14 protein-coding genes are annotated in these 16,257 nt (G+C 38.6%); 9 read left to right on the top strand and 5 right to left on the bottom strand.

Features of this window, described 5'->3' with window-relative positions; genetic code table 11:
* Positions 1–29 precede the first annotated feature (29 nt).
* Genes pabB through ileS form a run of 4 tightly spaced genes read right to left on the bottom strand, consistent with a single transcriptional unit; the run spans position 30 to position 6,935 of the window.
* Positions 30–1,808: an aminodeoxychorismate synthase component I gene (gene pabB, locus THC_RS07995; protein WP_068515860.1), complete on the bottom strand. Its 1,779-nt coding sequence runs from the start codon at positions 1,806–1,808 to the stop codon at positions 30–32.
* Between the two features lie 4 nt (positions 1,809–1,812).
* The gene (locus THC_RS07990) at positions 1,813–3,711 is read right to left on the bottom strand and encodes a hypothetical protein (protein ID WP_068515857.1); all 1,899 of its coding nucleotides are present in this window, start codon (positions 3,709–3,711) and stop codon (positions 1,813–1,815) included.
* On the bottom strand, positions 3,686–4,150 hold the full coding sequence (gene lspA, locus THC_RS07985; RefSeq protein ID WP_068515854.1) for a signal peptidase II: 465 nt from the start codon (positions 4,148–4,150) through the stop codon (positions 3,686–3,688). The genes THC_RS07990 and lspA overlap by 26 nt, the downstream gene beginning before the upstream one ends.
* Complete coding sequence (gene ileS, locus THC_RS07980; RefSeq protein ID WP_068515851.1) at positions 4,137–6,935, bottom strand: isoleucine--tRNA ligase; 2,799 nt, start codon at positions 6,933–6,935, stop codon at positions 4,137–4,139. The genes lspA and ileS overlap by 14 nt, the downstream gene beginning before the upstream one ends.
* A gap of 294 nt (positions 6,936–7,229) precedes the next feature.
* On the opposite strand from ileS, the gene THC_RS07975 reads away from it, so the two are divergent.
* The 6 genes from THC_RS07975 (at position 7,230) to amrA (ending at position 12,638) form a co-directional block, all read left to right on the top strand.
* Positions 7,230–8,780 (top strand): PD-(D/E)XK nuclease domain-containing ATP-binding protein, encoded by a 1,551-nt coding sequence (locus THC_RS07975; protein ID WP_068515848.1) that lies wholly within the window; start codon positions 7,230–7,232, stop codon positions 8,778–8,780.
* Positions 8,781–9,164: 384 nt separating this feature from the next.
* Complete coding sequence (locus THC_RS07970; RefSeq protein ID WP_068516755.1) at positions 9,165–10,067, top strand: spermine/spermidine synthase domain-containing protein; 903 nt, start codon at positions 9,165–9,167, stop codon at positions 10,065–10,067.
* Positions 10,064–10,771, top strand: coding sequence for a flavodoxin family protein (locus THC_RS07965; protein WP_068515843.1), 708 nt, complete (start codon positions 10,064–10,066; stop codon positions 10,769–10,771). Before THC_RS07970 ends, THC_RS07965 begins: the two co-directional genes overlap by 4 nt.
* Positions 10,740–11,267 carry a nitroreductase family protein gene (locus tag THC_RS07960; protein ID WP_193392858.1) on the top strand — a complete coding sequence of 176 codons (528 nt, stop codon included), beginning with the start codon at positions 10,740–10,742 and terminating at the stop codon, positions 11,265–11,267. Before THC_RS07965 ends, THC_RS07960 begins: the two co-directional genes overlap by 32 nt.
* 51 nt (positions 11,268–11,318) lie before the next feature.
* The gene (locus tag THC_RS07955; RefSeq protein WP_068515840.1) at positions 11,319–12,077 is read left to right on the top strand and encodes a DsbC family protein; all 759 of its coding nucleotides are present in this window, start codon (positions 11,319–11,321) and stop codon (positions 12,075–12,077) included.
* Between the two features lie 6 nt (positions 12,078–12,083).
* Positions 12,084–12,638, top strand: coding sequence for an AmmeMemoRadiSam system protein A (amrA, locus tag THC_RS07950; RefSeq protein ID WP_068515836.1), 555 nt, complete (start codon positions 12,084–12,086; stop codon positions 12,636–12,638).
* A 111-nt stretch (positions 12,639–12,749) separates the two neighbouring features.
* Here amrA and THC_RS09450 read toward each other — a convergent pair whose 3' ends face one another.
* Positions 12,750–12,896 (bottom strand): hypothetical protein, encoded by a 147-nt coding sequence (locus THC_RS09450; protein ID WP_153303655.1) that lies wholly within the window; start codon positions 12,894–12,896, stop codon positions 12,750–12,752.
* A 195-nt stretch (positions 12,897–13,091) separates the two neighbouring features.
* Here THC_RS09450 and THC_RS07945 point away from each other — a divergent pair, with 195 nt between their 5' ends.
* The 3 genes from THC_RS07945 to cimA are packed head-to-tail and all read left to right on the top strand — an operon-like array spanning position 13,092 to position 16,255.
* Positions 13,092–13,409, top strand: a complete 318-nt coding sequence (locus tag THC_RS07945) for a J domain-containing protein (protein ID WP_068515834.1) — start codon at positions 13,092–13,094, stop codon at positions 13,407–13,409.
* A 3-nt stretch (positions 13,410–13,412) separates the two neighbouring features.
* Positions 13,413–14,642, top strand: a complete 1,230-nt coding sequence (locus THC_RS07940) for an aspartate kinase (protein WP_068515830.1) — start codon at positions 13,413–13,415, stop codon at positions 14,640–14,642.
* Positions 14,643–14,665: 23 nt separating this feature from the next.
* Positions 14,666–16,255: a citramalate synthase gene (cimA, locus tag THC_RS07935; protein ID WP_068515828.1), complete on the top strand. Its 1,590-nt coding sequence runs from the start codon at positions 14,666–14,668 to the stop codon at positions 16,253–16,255.
* Positions 16,256–16,257: the final 2 nt, after the last annotated feature.

Here is a 16,257-nt window from a genome sequence, read left to right as displayed (position 1 = left end):
GGCCTTCCTCCTTCCCTTGATTTTAAAATCTATAGTATAACCCATTCTTTTACTTTACCAAGCCCTCGTAAAGAATTTCCAATCCAGAACTCATTCTCAGCAAGATTTTCAATTTTTATAATTTCTTCTTTAGCAAGCCCCTCTTTAATCAGAGCCTCCCTTAATACTCCAGGTAAAAGCCCTAATTCAACAGGTGGTGTTAAATATTTATCTCCTATTTTTACAAAAACATTAGAAATAGTGCCCTCAAGAAGTTCTGTTTTTTCATTATAAAAAATAATCTCATTAAAACCTAAGGCTTGAGCCCTTTCTCTCCAAAGGTCATATTCTTCTCTCTGCGTGGTCTTATGAAAGTGAAAAACACTTCTTGGGTTTTTTCGCTTCACTAAACCAACCTTTAAGTTCTCAGCCCAGCAAGGTGCATCCATTTTTTCCACAAAAAACTCTGTTTTACCCTCAGGAGATAAAGTGAACCTAACTCGTAGGGGAAAGTCTTCTTGGGGAAGATTCTCCTTTAAAAAGGCGTGAAATCTTTCAAAGCTTTTAAGTTCCTCAGGTATTTTAAAGGCAAAGAACTTTGCTGACCGCTTTAATCTCTGATAATGAAAATAGAGCCCTGGAAAATCTTTTCCCCAGAGAAAGGTCTCAAAAAGTTTAAAATAAGGCAGGGGGCATAAGAAAAAATTAGCTTTTAGCCTTGTTTCCTCATATTCATCCCTTGGGTTGCTATCCCAGACAATACCTGCCCCAACCCCGAGTTCTCCAGTATAAAAATTTTCATTAATAGGTTTTAAATAAGCTGATCTTATGGCCACATTAAAGGTAAAATCTCCCTCTGGGGTGATATAGCCCATAGCCCCGGTATAGAGATTGCGAGGTTCCTTCTCAAGTTCTGCAATAATCTCCATAGTGCGAATCTTTGGAGCTCCTGTTACAGAGCCACAGGGAAAAAGGGCCTGCATTATCTCAAAAAGAGAATTACTTTTAAGCCTACCTGTGACCCCCGAGATCATTTGATGAAGACTTGGATAAGTTTTAATTTTAAAGACTTCTTTAGCCCAAACTGACCCTGCCTTGGAGACCCTCCCCAGGTCATTTCTCAAAAGATCAAGAATCATAACATTTTCTGCTCGGGTCTTTAAATCCCCCCTCAAAATCCGCCTCTTTCTTTGATCCTCTTCTAACCGAAAACCTCTTTTAATAGTTCCTTTCATGGGGGCACTATAGAGCCTTTCCCCTTTCTTTTGTAAAAAAAGCTCCGGAGATAAAGAGATGAGCGTATAGGAAGGAGTTCTAAAAAAACAGGCATATTCACATCTCTGAGAAAAAAGAAGGGCCCAAAAGAGCTCCCAGGGATCTCCCTGAAAAGTAAACTTAAACTTGGCTGTAAAATTAACCTGATAGGTGTCCCCAGAGGCTATGTATTTTTTAATCTTTTGAATAGCCTGAAGATACTCTTCAAAGGTCAAATCAAAAATAAGAGATTCTATCTTATATAAAGGAGTTCCCTCCATGGGAAAAAGGAGTTTTTTTTGCATGGTTTTAAAGAGGACAAAATGGGCTAAAGGAAGATCTGATTTGCGGAATAGAGGAAGTAATCTTTTTTCAAAAAGATAGCCAAGCTCATAGGTTAAAAATCCAAGGGCATAAAACCCCTTTTTAACTTTACTCTGGAGAATTTTAAAAAATTCCTCTATCTCCTCAAGGGATGCATTAGCCTGCAAAAGTATTTCATCCTCAGGCTCTAAAAAGAAATATTCTTCATAGGGAATTTTCTTTGCTGAGACCCAGAGGAAGTTTCCAAACATTCTCTCAATCTTCAAATTGAACCAAGATTAAGACAATCAAAAAAAGTAAAAAAGAAAAGAGGAAAAAATAAGGTAAACTCAAAAAAGGACCCAAAAGATTTAAATTTTGATAAAACATAGGAATTATATAAATTAAAAGTAGCCCAGCTTCAGCTAAAGAAAAATTCCTTATAAATTTGACAAGTTTTTTTCTAAATTTCCACTTTTTTTCAAGCATAGGCTTTAACTTTCCCAGATCTTCTAATTGCTGTTTGAGTTTTGTTATTTCTTTACCAATAAATTTTAGTTCCTTAGCTATCTCCGAGCGTTTCATCAACTTGCTAAGTTTATCCATTATCTCATAAGAGCTCTTTAATCTTTGGCCAAAATAGACATCTTCTGCCTTATAGGGGTATTTATTCCAGAACTCAACCAAAATCTGATAGCGATCTTTGTAAGAAGCAAGTTCTTTCTGATATTTTTTAAGTTTTGAAAAAATGTATCCATTGAGTTCCAGAGCTAATTCCATAGCCCGCTTTCCTGCCTTTTCAACTAAAGCAATTCCTCCCTCATAGGCCTCTTTTCTTATTTTCCTAAGTTTTTCATTAATTTCACTGATCTCTTCCTCAAGCATAATGTCTTTGATTTTATGAAACTTATCTTCAGCCTCTTTGAGTCTTTCAACTGTTTCTTCTCTAATTCTATCCATAGCCTTTTCTAAATATTCCTCTAAAACCTTTTGATGCTTTATAAAAACAGGTTCAAGAAAGGAAAGATAAATAACATAGGGGTGCTGGAAAAAGGGAAAAATTTTCTCAACCAGCTCCTCTCTCTCATAAATAAGAAGATTCAAATAATAAAAGGAGGGAAAGAAACTTGAATCCTCCTTCAGGGATAATTTATAATTTTCTTCCGCATTAAAGGGATCACCAAGATAATGATAGATATATCCTTTATAAAAATAAATAAAACCCTTCAAAAAAGGGGTATTCACCATACTTAAAGCACTTTCTAAATAGTAGAGGGCCCGATTAAAATCACCCTTAAAAAACTCTATCTGTGATAGCCCGAGTTCTTTTCTGAAATCCTCCTCTTCAATGGCTTTAAATCTTCTTTCAGCCTGTTCAAAGCGTCTATGAATAAGATCTTCAAGAGCCAAAGAGAGCTCTCCACCTTTTACAGGTAAAGAAAAGTTAAGTCCTAACATGGAAAAATTATCAATTTCCCCATAAAGATAAAAAACAACCCTCAAAAAAGAGGGAAAAAGATAAAAATTTCGGCTGAAAAAAAGAGATAAAATCTCATCTTGAGGTTCCTCTGTTAAAAGGTTAGCCTTAATTTTTTCAGATAGTTCTCTTAGAGAATAATTTAGAAGTTTGCTATAGGAACTATAAATATCAATAACCTCTAAACCTGGACAATTATGGCTTTCATGAAGATAGGTTCTACAGAAAAAACATTTTTGATCCTTTGGACTAAAAAAGATCTCTTTGTAAGGTAAGATCAAATTGGGTTCAGAGGTTGCTGGTAAAACCAGTTCTAAAAGATCTTCCCTTAAGCCCTCAATCTTAAAAAAAAGCTTAATTTCTGAAAGGGCATCTTGAAGATCCTTTTTAAGATCAGAAGTAAAATATATCTTACCAGGCCTTAAGAGATAGCTCTGGGGAGGGGGCTGATTCTTCTTGGATAGAAAAAACACATAAGGTGGCGGAGCAGAAGTTAGCTCCTTCTGGAATATATCCTTTAACTGATGTATGATTTCATTAAGATGATAAATCTTTTCAGGTTGAGCCTCAAAAAGAAAAATATTTTTCTTTTCAAAATGTTTAAGAAGAAGATCCTCAAGAAGAGCCCAAACATCTTCTGCTCTTGTCTTAAAGAGCAAGCGAAATAGAGGTTTATTTTCTATAATCCTTAAATACATAGCTCACTATTAAAAGGATTAATCCAAAAGAAATCCCTGCATCTGCAATATTGAAAGCTGGCCAATGGAATCTACCCAGGTGAATATCAATAAAATCAAGCACTGCTCCAAAGGTCATTCGGTCTAACCAGTTTCCAAGACCACCCCCAAAGATCATTCCAAAGGCTATTTTACTATTAGTATCGGCTTTTTGGGCAAAGAGCAATAAAAAAATTAATATTATAGGGATAGCTATTAAAAGGAGGGTTGAAAAAAGGTTAGGATTAGCTCCCATAAAACCAAAGGCAATGCCTTTATTCCAGACCTTAAGAAGGCTTAAAAAAGGTAAGACCTCATAATAGAAATCACCCGCCTTGAGGATTAAATACTTAGTCACCCTATCTAATATAAAAACCACAAGGGCTGAAAGATAAAAGGATTTCATTTTAGAAAGAAGCATTCACCACCTCAAAGCACCTCTTACAGAGTTCTTGATTTTCGAGGGTTCCTACTTCAGGTCGTCTCTGCCAGCATCTTTCACATTTTCTATAAGTGGTCTCCTTAATAAAAATCCTTAAACCCTTTATCTCTTCTGATGTATAGGCTATGCCCTCGTTAAAAAGTTCTCCCTCCTCAAAATTGGCAACCATTAAAAAATATTCCCAGAAGTCCTTATTAGAAAGAAGTTCCTTATACTCCCCGGGTGCTAAATAATAAACCTCTGCAGCTAAGGAGCTTCCAATAACCTTGGCATCTTTTCTTGCGATTTCAAGGGCTTTGAGAAATTCCTCTCTCAAAAGCAAGACCTCTTTCCAATGTTTTAACTCTCCTTCAGTTATCTCAAAGTTCAATTCAGGAAAATCTGCCAAAAATACAGATTTTTCCTCTTTTGGATAGGGTAAGAATTGCCAGATCTCTTCAGCAGTAAAGGAAAGAATGGGTGCCATAACCTTTACCAAGGTATCCAGGGCATAATAAAGGACAGTCTGGGTAGCCCTTCTTTTAAAACTATCTTTAGTCTCACAATAAAGGTAATCCCGATTGATATCAATATAGAGAGAAGAAAGCTCAACTGTGCAAAAGCGATGAATCTCATAAGTAACTAAGTGAAATTCAAAATTTTCGTAAGCCCTTTTTATCTTCTTAAGGCTTTCTGATAATCTATGGAGAATATATCTTTCAAAGGAGGGGAGCCTGTCAAAGGGAATAAGATGGGAAGCGGGATTGAAGTCATAGAGATTCCCAAGCAGAAATCTACAGGTATTTCTTATCTTACGATAGGTCTCCACTAAACGATCTAAAATTTCTTGAGAAATTTTTATATCATCCCGATAATCTTCAGCTGAAACCCAAAGGCGTAATATTTCCGCTCCATATTTTTTAATTATATCCTGAGGATGTATAACATTTCCCAAACTTTTAGACATCTTCCTTCCTTTACCATCTACTACAAAGCCATGGGTTAGTATAGCCTCATAAGGAGGAATATCCCTTGTTCCAACTGAGCAAAGAAGAGAGCTCTGGAACCATCCCCGATGTTGGTCTGAGCCTTCAAGATAAAGTTGAGCTGGAAATTTAAGTTCCTTTCTTTTTTCAAGGACCCCTGCAAAAGATACCCCTGAGTCAAACCATACATCTAAGATATCTTTTTCCTTTTCAAAGGTTGAAGCTCCACAGGCGGGACAGGTTGTTCCTTCAGGCAAGAGCCTTTCAACAGGGGTCTCAAACCAGAGGTCACAGCCCTTTTCCTCAAAAAGGGCAATAGTTTTTTCATAATATCTGTAATCTTTCAGATACTCTCCGCAGTTACTACACTTAAAAACGGTTATGGGAACCCCCCAGACCCTCTGCCGTGAAATACACCAGTCTGGCCTTCTCTCAAGCATACTTTCAAGGCGATTTCTTCCCCAGGCAGGGATAAATCTTACCTTATCCAGGCTCTCTAAGGCCTTTTTTCTTAAATCTCTGGCTGTCATAGAGATAAACCACTGGTCTTCTGCTCTGAAAATAACGGGTTTCTTACATCTCCAGCAATGGGGATAACTATGGGAAATCTTGTCAGAGTAAAGAAGATGCCCCTTTCTTTTTAACTCATCCAAAATAACCTCATTGGCCTCATCAAGTTTAAGGCCCCCAACTAAAGGAAGGTCCTTATAGAATCTTCCCTCTACATCAACAGGTGTGTAAACCTCAAGGCCATAACGAAGACCAACCAGATAGTCCTCTTCACCATGCCCTGGGGCAATGTGAACAATTCCCGTTCCTGTCTCAAGGGTAACAAAATCTGCGAGAATAATAAGAGACTCTCTTGAGTAAAAGGGATGTTTAGCTTTCTGGCCTTCAAGAAAATCTGGCCTAAAGCGAGCTAAAATGGGAGGTAAATTACAGTTTAACTCAGCACAAAGGGCTGAGAGTCTACCTTCAGCAAGGATCAAAAGCTCTCCTTTAATTTCAATTATAATATAATCAAAATCAGGATTAAAGGCTAAGGCTAAATTTGCCGGTAAGGTCCAGGGAGTAGTTGTCCAGATAAGGATGTAAAGGGGTTTATCTATTTTAAGGCCAAGTTTCTTTTCAAGGGTAGTCTTGGTTTCATCAGTAAGAGGAAATTTAACAAAGATGGAGGGAGAGGTATGAGGTTCATATTCAACCTCAGCTTCAGCTAAAGCGGTAACACAAGTGGGGCACCAAAAAACAGGTTTTTTTCTCCGGTAGACCTGCCCTGATTCCAGAAACCTTAAAAATTCTCGGGCAATCACTGCCTCGTATTCAGGACTCATGGTAAGATAAGGAACCTCCCATTTTCCTAAGACCCCAAGTCTTTTGAATTCCTCCCTCTGGATATTAATAAACCTTTCAGCATACCTGCGGCAGGCCTCCCGTATGGTTAAAGGAGGAAGCTCTCCTCTTTTCACTTTAAGCTCTTTTTCTACATTGATTTCAATGGGCAATCCATGACAGTCCCAGCCAGGCACATAGGGAGCATAGAAACCAAAAAGGGTCTTACTTTTGATAATTATATCCTTAAGGATTTTGTTCAAGGCTGTCCCTAAGTGAATGTGTCCATTAGCATAGGGAGGCCCATCGTGCAGAATAAAAGAAGGGCTCTTTTGTCTTTTTTCAAGCATTTTATTATAAATAGAGTTTTCCTCCCAAAAGCGCAAAAACTCTGGCTCTCTTTCTGTAAGATTAGCCTTCATGGGAAAATCCGTTCTGGGTAAATTTAGGGTATCCTTCCAATCCATTTTCTCCTCCAATGATCTCAAAGGGTTCGAGATATTTTATTTTAACACATATCTGGGTTTTAAAAACTCAATCTCTCCTCTTTCCCCCTGCGGTGGTATTAAATTTTGTGTATGGATTGCGGTAGGGGCAAACCTCTGTGTTTGCCTGTTATGTGTTCTTTCGCATCAATGTGGCAACCCCCACAGCTCTGACCTCTATATTAATAAAAATTGATTGCGATTAAATGTAGGAGTTCAAAATCTTGAACCCCTACTAACATTGATTTTTCAAAAAAGAAGCCTTAAAATAAAACTATGGAGAAAAAACTTCCCATTGGAATTTCAAGCTTTGAAAAGATTAGAAGTGAACCCTATTATTATGTGGATAAGACTCCTTTTGTTGCAAAGCTTGTTGAAGAGGGAACTTATTATTTTCTCTCTCGCCCGAGGAGATTTGGAAAATCCCTTTTTGTGGATACCCTGAAACAGGCTTTCCTTGGAAGAAAAGAGCTTTTCCAGGGGCTCTATCTTGAGAAACACTGGGACTGGAGTGTTAAATATCCTGTTATTCATATTGATTTTGGGGGAAGAACCCTCAAAGGAGAGGAACATTTAATAACTTATATTCTTGAACAGCTTGAGAAAAATCAAGAAACCCTTGGAGTCTCCTGTTCAAAGAAAACACAATATGATAGCTGTTTTGAGGAATTAATTCTTAAAAGTTATGAGAAGTATAAGCAAAAAGTTGTAGTTCTTGTTGATGAGTATGATAAACCCATTCTTGATTGCATTGAGGATAGAGAAACCGCAAAGGCAATAAGAGATGTCCTCAAGAACTTTTATAGTGTTCTTAAGCCCCTTGATGCTTATTTAAAATTTGTTTTCCTAACGGGAGTTTCCAAATTCTCAAAGGTTTCTCTTTTTTCAGGGCTAAATCAGTTAAGAGACATTACTATAAGCAAGGAGTATGCAACTATCTGCGGATACACTCAAGAAGAGCTTGAAGAGGTCTTTGGAGAAGAACTACAAGATAAAGACTTAAAGCTTATTAAATGCTGGTATAATGGTTATTCCTGGCTTGGAGAGCCTCTCTATAATCCCTTTGATGTCCTTCTCTATTTAGAGGAAAAAAAATTCCACCCCTACTGGTTTGAAACTGGGACTCCAAGTTTTCTTATAAAGCTTCTTCTTGAGAAGCGTTTTTATCTTCCCGAGCTTGAAGACCTAACTGCAACTGATGACCTTATTGGCTCTTTTGACCTTGACTATATTGAACCAGAAAACCTTCTCTTTCAGGTGGGTTATTTGACCATTAAAGAAACTATTGAAGAGGAAGGGTTAATTCTCTATAAGCTTTCTTATCCGAATAAAGAGGTAAAGATTAGTTTAAATAGAGTTCTTTTTTCTTATTTTACTCAGCTCAGTTCAGAAAGACCAAGGCTATCTCTTAAGATGATTGAGGCAGTGAGGGAGAGGGATTTTGAGAAGATGAAGAAGGTTCTTGAGAGTCTTTATGCAGGGATACCCCATGATTGGTTCAGGAAGAATGAGCTTTTTCGTTATGAGGGGTATTATGCAAGTTGTTTTTATGCCTTTTTGTGTGGGTCAGGGCTTGAGGTGATACCTGAGGATATAACAAATAAGGGGCAGATAGATTTGACGGTGCTATACAGAGAAAGAGTTTATCTTTTTGAGTTCAAGGTGGTTGAGGGAGAAGAGACAGAAGCTAAAGCCTTAGCTCAACTTAAGGAGAAGGGGTATCATAAGAAATATGAGGGTTCATTCAAAGAGATTTATCTTATAGGGATTGAATTTTCTTCAGGGGGGAGGAATATCAAGGGCTATTTCTGGGAAAAATTAAATTAAGGTCTAATAGCATAAGTTCAGATCCTTAAAAAAAAGGAAGTGTGGTAAGAGGTGAGAAGTGAGAGGTTAAAAGAGGGGCAAACACATAGTGACTGCCCAATGTAAGGGTTTAAAATTTTAAACCCTTGTTGGGGTTCGAGATTTTGAACCCCTACATTAATGTAAAAAACATATAACAGGCAAACACATAGATTTTCCAAATGAGGGCAACCACATAGGTTTGCCCCAACAAAATACAGGTTCATTTTCCCCCAACAGAAGTAGTAGAAAAAATCCTATAGAGTCTCAAAAGATATGGACGCATACAAAAAGATTGACAAAAGGGGGAGATGATTTAAATTAATGTTAAATCTTTACTCAAAGGCCTTCAAGAGGAGAGGTTCTATGAAGAAAGAGATCATGTCTCCTGCTATGAAAACTGAAGGTAAAGGAGTAAAGGTTTTCTATGGAGAATATGTCAATGAAGACTATCTCTTTGGCTACATAAGTCGCATTATTTATGGAGAATCAGGTCTTCAAAATATATATATTCTTGAACATAAATTCTGGGGAAGACTCCTCTTTATAAATAACAACCTTCAGTTCACCTCAAGGGATGAGTTTGTTTATCACGAAGCCCTGGTGCACATACCCATTCAAAGTGCACCGGAGGGATTCATAAAAAGGGTTCTCATCTGTGGAGGGGGAGACTTTGGCGCTGCAAGAGAAGCCCTCAAATATCCCTCTGTGCAAGAAGTCATCATTGTTGACATTGATCCAAAAATTCCTAAGCTTGTAAGGGAATATTTTCCTGAATTACTCCCGGAAGATCCTGAAGACAAAAGATTAAAACTTATTACTGAAGATGCCTATGTAATTGTTAACCAATATCTTCAAGAAGAAAAGACCTTTGATCTCATAATTATTGATTCTACAGACCCGGATATCGGGGAAACCACCCAAGAGCTCTCCCATGCCCTCTTTGGAGTTGATTTTCATGCCAAATTAAAAAAAATCTGCCCTACCGGAATCATTGTTCAGCAATGCGGAACTCCCTTTACTATGAAAAATATCCTTACTGGTGTTTACAGGATTTATAAAGAGGTCTATCCTGAAGAAGAGATTTATATTTATCGGGCTAATGTTCCTTCCTTTGGAAGTGACAATGCCTTTATCATGAAATGTCCTTTTAAAAATCCCCAGTTTCCCAAAGGTATTGAACTCAGTAATACCAGATATTATACCTTTGAAATCCACCAGGCCTCCTTTGCCCTTCCCAAGTTCTGGAAGGAGGCTTTAGAGCTATGAAGATTCTTGGTCTCCTTGGAAGCCCTCATAAAAAGGGAGGCACAGCCCAACTTCTTTTTTCAGCCCTCAGGGCAGCAGAAAAATTAAAGGCCAACACTGAGTGGTATTCCCTTTATGATGGAGAGATTAAACCCTGTGCTGGATGCATCCAGAATGAAGGACCGGAGTGCAAATTCCCCTGTATCTATGAAGATTATGGAAAATTTCTTCTTCAGAAGATTTATGAGGCAGAGGGAATCATTTTTGCTACTCCTATTTACTGGTTTGCTCCCTCTGGGGTTATGAAAAATCTCCTTGATCGGATGACCTCACTTGAAAACATGGTTGCCTATGGAGAGCCGAGCTACATGGAAGGAAAGGTGGTTGGTGCAGTTGTTGTGGGTGCTGACACCGGAGCTATTATGACAGGTGGTTATCTTATCACAACCCTTAACTCTATGGGGGCGGTGATTCCACCATGGGCAATTGCTTATTCCTATAAAAGTAAAACTTCTCTCTGGGATGATAAGGATCTCTTGAATGCCATTAATGTGGGTCTGCTTGTAGCGAAAACGGTAGCCTTATTAAAGGGAGAAAAAGTTAAACTTGCCTATGAAGAAGATAAAGGCCTCCTTGAGGAAATCCGCAAAGAGGTCCTACGGATCTTAGAAATAGCAGGAGAACCAAGAAGATATGTCCGACAAACAGGCTATCTCCGTTATTGAGGCTATCTTTGGGAGAAGAAGTATCCGAAAGTTTCTCCCTGAAAAGCCTAAAAAAGAAGATATTTTGAGAATAATTGAGGCAGGTATTTGGGCACCTTCAGGGCACAACAACCAGCCCTGGAGATTTGTAATTATTTGGAATGATGAAATCAAAGAAAAACTTTCAAAATTTACTATTTATGGAGGGATGTTAAAAAAGGCACCGGTCTTAATAGGAGTCTTTTTGGACAAAAGCGCCATGTATCACCAGATTAAAGATCATCAATCAGCAGGAGCCTGTCTTCAGAATATGATGCTTATGGCCTATGCCCTGGGCCTTGGCACATGTTGGCTGGGGGAGATTTTAAAAAATGAAGATAAAGTTAAAGAAGCTCTGGGTTTACCTGTTTCTGATTTTGAAATGGTGGCTATGCTTGCCCTTGGTTATCCTGATGATAAAAGTAAAAGAACAGAAAGGTTTCCTCTTGAGACTTTTGTTTTAAAAGAATGGGTGTAAAATTTAATTTAATAGGTTACATAAAAAACTATAAAAAGGGGGGAGTTTTTAATGAAAAAAAAGATTCCTTTGTTAACACTTGTTTCCTTACTTTTTCTCTCCTGTAAAGGAGGGGTTTCCCAGTCCTTTAACTGTCCAAAGATTGAGGACTTTCAAAAGACTCTGGATACTATTCAGAAGGGAATCTCCTTAGAAAAAATTGAAAAATCTCCTGTTGCTGGTCTCTGCGAGGTTATTGTGAAGGTTTCTGATACTGATAAGGCCCTCTTTTACACTGACTCTAAAGGCCAATTTATAGTTAGTGGAAACATTATTGAACTCTCAAGCAAGAAAAATCTTACTTCAGAAAAATTGGCCTTTTTAAACAAACGGGTTCTTCCCAAAGAGACTCTTCAGGAACTGGAAAAGGTTGTTGCCTTTACTTGGGGGCAAGCTCCTGCAAGTATTTACCTAATTACAGATCCAGATTGTCCCTTCTGTAAAAAGGCAGAAGCTATTCTTGAGGAACTTGTTAAAGCTGGTAAGCTCTCAGTAAAGGTGATCCTCTTTCCTCTGGAACCCATTCATCCAGAAGCTAAGGCCAAATCTATCTCCATTCTATGCGACAAGAAAGGCTTTGAGGGATTAAAAAATGGTTATCTCAGTAAAAATCAGTGTGCCGAGGGAACCAAAAAGGTAACTGACTCCATTCAGCTTATGCAGAAATTGGGAGTGCGCGGGACACCTACTTTTGTCTTCCCAGACGGAGAGATTAAAAGTGGAGTCCTCCCGGCAGAATTCATTCTGAGTAAATTGGGAAAGCCCTCTTAGGATTAAATGCTTTCTGACGAGGAAAAGCATTATCTTTTCAAACTAATAAGAGAGGCCTTAAACTCCTATTTTGAAGGCAAACCCTTTAGCCCCTCTCCTCCCTTGCCTGAAGAAAAATATCCACACCTTTTTGAGAGGAGAGGGGCCTTTGTTACCTTCTGGAAAGGAAAAAACCTAAGGGGATGTATTGGAAATATCCATCCCCAGCAGCCTCTTTATGAAGAAATTTGTGAGATAGCCCTTTCCTCAGCCTTACGGGATCCCCGTTTTCCTCCCCTCAAAAAAGAGGAACTCTCTGAAATAGAAATTGAAATCTCCCTCCTTTCCCCCCTTGTTAAGGCAGACCCAGAAAAACTTGAGGTTGGAAAGCATGGAATCCTTATTAAAAGAGGCTATTATCAGGGACTGCTCTTACCTCAAGTAGCCATTGAGTATAATTGGGATGCAGAGACCTTTCTTAGACATGCCTGCCTAAAAGCAGGTCTTCCTGAGGACTGCTATCTTGACCCCGATACCGAGATCTATCTCTTTACAGCTGAAGTCTTCACTGAAAATGAATAGTCAAAGAAATTAAATTCTGTCTGAAGCATGCAAGTTCTCTCCTTTGCTAAACCCAAGAAAAATGGATTTAAATCCGTAATGCCTCATTTAATTTCCTAAAGGGAAATTATTTTACCTTCCCCTCCTTTTTATTGTCAATTTTTCCCCGAAAATATTTCCTTTTTTCTTTAAATATGCTCTCTCAAGCATTTTCTGATATCGCCTTATCTTTCTGCAAAGCTCCTTACCCACTCTTTCCTCTGAAATAAGCTTTGCCAAGGGACTTAAGGTCCACCTTTTTTGAATTTAAAAAAAGCAAAATAGATAGTTTTTCCGTAAAGTTTTAAGAACTTTGCTCAATTGAAATTGAAAAATTTTTTATATGAGGCAACGATAAATTTTCAAATAAATTTTTAGTGAGGCAATTTGAAATCTTGTATTTTTCCGAAAAGCCTTTATTATTAAATATTTAATATGAACTGGAAGGAAAAATGGGAAGCTCTTGAGAGGGCAAGAAAATTTTTAAAATTACCCTTAATAACTACCCGCAAAGAGATTGTGGAAAAATATCATGCTCTGGCCAAGGAGCTTCATCCTGACAAAGGTGGGGATCCTGAAAAGATGAAGGCCCTCAATGAGGCTTATCAACTACTCATGGATTACTGTGATAATTATAAGGTTGAATTAAAACCTAATCCAGCTGGTTCAGATCCAGCTGATTTCTGGTTCCAACACTTTGGAGAAGACCCTGTTTGGGGAAAATTTGAAAAGGACTCTGAGGAAAGGAGTTGAGAAATGCTAATTGTCCAAAAATATGGTGGAACATCCGTTGCTAACCTTGAAAGGATCAGAAAGGTAGCTGAAAGAATTGCCCAATACAAGAAAAAAGGGCATGAACTTGTGGTGGTTGTCTCAGCCATGGCAGGAGAAACGGATCGTCTTATCAAGCTGGCTAAGGATATTACTCCTGAACCACCCCTTAGAGAACTTGATATGCTTGTCTCAACAGGAGAGCAGGTTACTTCATCCCTTTTAGCTATAACCTTACAAAGTATGGGCTATAAATCGGTATCCCTATTAGGATATCAGGTGCCCATCTTTACCACTGATCTTTTTACCAAGGCAAGGATTAAAGATATTAAGATTGAAAAGATAAAAAGGGAATTATCTGAAAATAAAATAGTTGTTGTAGCTGGTTTTCAGGGAGTAACTGAAATGGGGGATATTACTACCCTTGGAAGAGGGGGCTCTGATACCACTGCTGTAGCTCTGGCTGCTGCCCTTAAGGCAGATCTTTGCGAGATTTATACAGATGTAGAAGGGGTTTATACCGCAGATCCAAGAATAGTTCCAAATGCCAGAAAACTTCCCAAGGTCTCTTATGAAGAAATGCTTGAGATGGCAAGCTCAGGAGCCAAAGTGCTTGAAATGAGGTCCGTTGAGCTTGCTATGATTTATAAGGTGCCATTGGTGGTGCGTTCAAGTTTTAATTATGCAGAGGGCACTTTAATAACCGAGGAGGATGCAGAGATGGAAAAGGTTCTTGTCTCAGGAGTAACTTACAATAGAAATGAAGCCAGAATAAGCCTCTATGGGGTTCCGGATAAACCAGGGGTTGCAGCTAAAATCTTTGGGCCTATAGGGGAAGCAGGAATCAATGTGGATATGATAATTCAAACGGGAAGGCCTGATAGCAAGGCTGATCTTACTTTTACCGTTCCAAGGACAGACTTTAAACAGGCTCTGGAAATCATAAAAAGGGTCTGTGAAGAACTGGGGGTTGAGCGTATTGAAGGAGATGATAAGATTGCCAAAGTCTCTATTATTGGAGCAGGCATGCGCACCCATTCAGGAGTTGCTAACAAGATGTTTGAAACCTTGGCCAAGCACGGTATAAATATTATGATGATCTCAACCAGTGAAATTAAAATATCCTGTGTTATAGATGAAAAATATACAGAACTTGCTGTTAGGGCCTTACATGAGGCCTTTGGATTGGAAGAAGGTGCTAAGGAAGAAAAATAAACCCCTTTTAAGAGAAAAATAAAATGAAAAAAATAGAACTTTATGATACTACATTAAGAGATGGAGCCCAGGCTGAAGAGGTCAACTTTTCTGTTGAAGATAAAATCAGAATTGCTCTTAAGCTTGATGAATTAAAGATAGATTATCTGGAAGGCGGCTGGCCTGGTTCCAATCCCAAGGATTTTCAATTTTTTAAAGAGATAAAGGATTATCATCTTAAACATGTCCGTGTTGTTGCCTTTGGAAGCACTCATCATCCAAGAAAAACCCCTGAAACAGACGAGATCTTTCAGAGTTTGCTCCAAGCTAAGACTGAAGTTGTGACCATCTTTGGTAAGAGCTGGACAATTCATGTTAAGGAGGCTTTAAAGACAACTCTTGAGCATAATCTTGAGATTATTGAAAACTCCGTGCGCTATTTAAAAGGGCATGTTTCTAAGGTAATCTATGATGCTGAACACTTCTTTGACGGTTTTAAGGAAGATCCAGAATATGCCCTTGAGACCTTAAAAAGGGCCTTAAAAGCTGGGGCAGAATGTCTTTGCCTTTGTGATACCAATGGGGGAACACTACCCCATGAAATAAGAGAGATTATACAAAGGGTTAAAGATGTCCTTGGAGAAAAGGCTCCTCTGGGGATTCATGCCCATAATGACTCTGAGTGTGCCGTTGCCAATTCCCTTGAAGCGGTTAGACTTGGAGCTATTCAAGTTCAAGGAACTATAAATGGTATCGGGGAAAGATGTGGAAATGCCAATCTCTGTTCCATAATTCCCAATCTGGTTTTAAAAATGGGCTATGATGTTTCTGCAAAGGATGTGCTTTTTAAACTTACCGAGGTTTCTCGCTATGTCTTTGAGATTGCCAATCTTCCCCATCCTGCCAGGCTTCCCTTTGTAGGAAGATCTGCCTTTGCCCACAAAGGAGGGGTTCATGTCTCAGCGGTCCTCAAATCACCTCGCACATATGAACACCTTGATCCTGCCCTGGTAGGGAATGTCAGAAGGGTTCTTGTCTCAGAACTTTCAGGAAGAAGTAATATCCTTTATAAGGCTAAAGAGCTTGGTATCGAGCTTGATACTGAAAGTGCCTTAGTAAACAAGATTGTGGAGGAAATCAAAAAGCTTGAGGCAGAAGGTTATGAATTTGAAGCGGCAGAAGCCTCTCTTGAACTCCTTATTTACAAACTCATGGGTGAACCCAAGCAGTATTTTGAACTCCTCACATATAAAGTCTTTGACCAGAAACAACTCCTTGATTCTTCCCAGGCAGAGGCTACAGTTCTTGTGAGAGTGCCTCCTGGGGTGGGAGAGGTTGAACACACTGCTGCCCTTGGAAATGGCCCTGTAAATGCCCTGGATAATGCCCTAAGAAAGGCTTTAGTTAGATTCTATCCCCAGATAAGGGAGATGGAACTTGAGGATTACAAAGTGAGAGTCCTTCCAGGCCTTCCAGGAACCTCATCCAAAGTCAGGGTTTTTATTCTTTCTAAGAGCAAAGATAAGAGATGGGGCACAGTTGGGGTTTCAACGGATATTCTTGAGGCAAGCTGTCAAGCTCTCATTGATTCCTATACCTATAAACTCTATTTGGATAAAAAGAAAAGGAGTTAAGA

It is taken from the genome of Caldimicrobium thiodismutans, assembly GCF_001548275.1.
GTDB lineage: Bacteria > Desulfobacterota > Thermodesulfobacteria > Thermodesulfobacteriales > Thermodesulfobacteriaceae > Caldimicrobium > Caldimicrobium thiodismutans.
The sequence above is the reverse complement of the archived record's forward strand: the minus strand, read 5'-3'. Positions and strand labels throughout refer to the sequence as shown.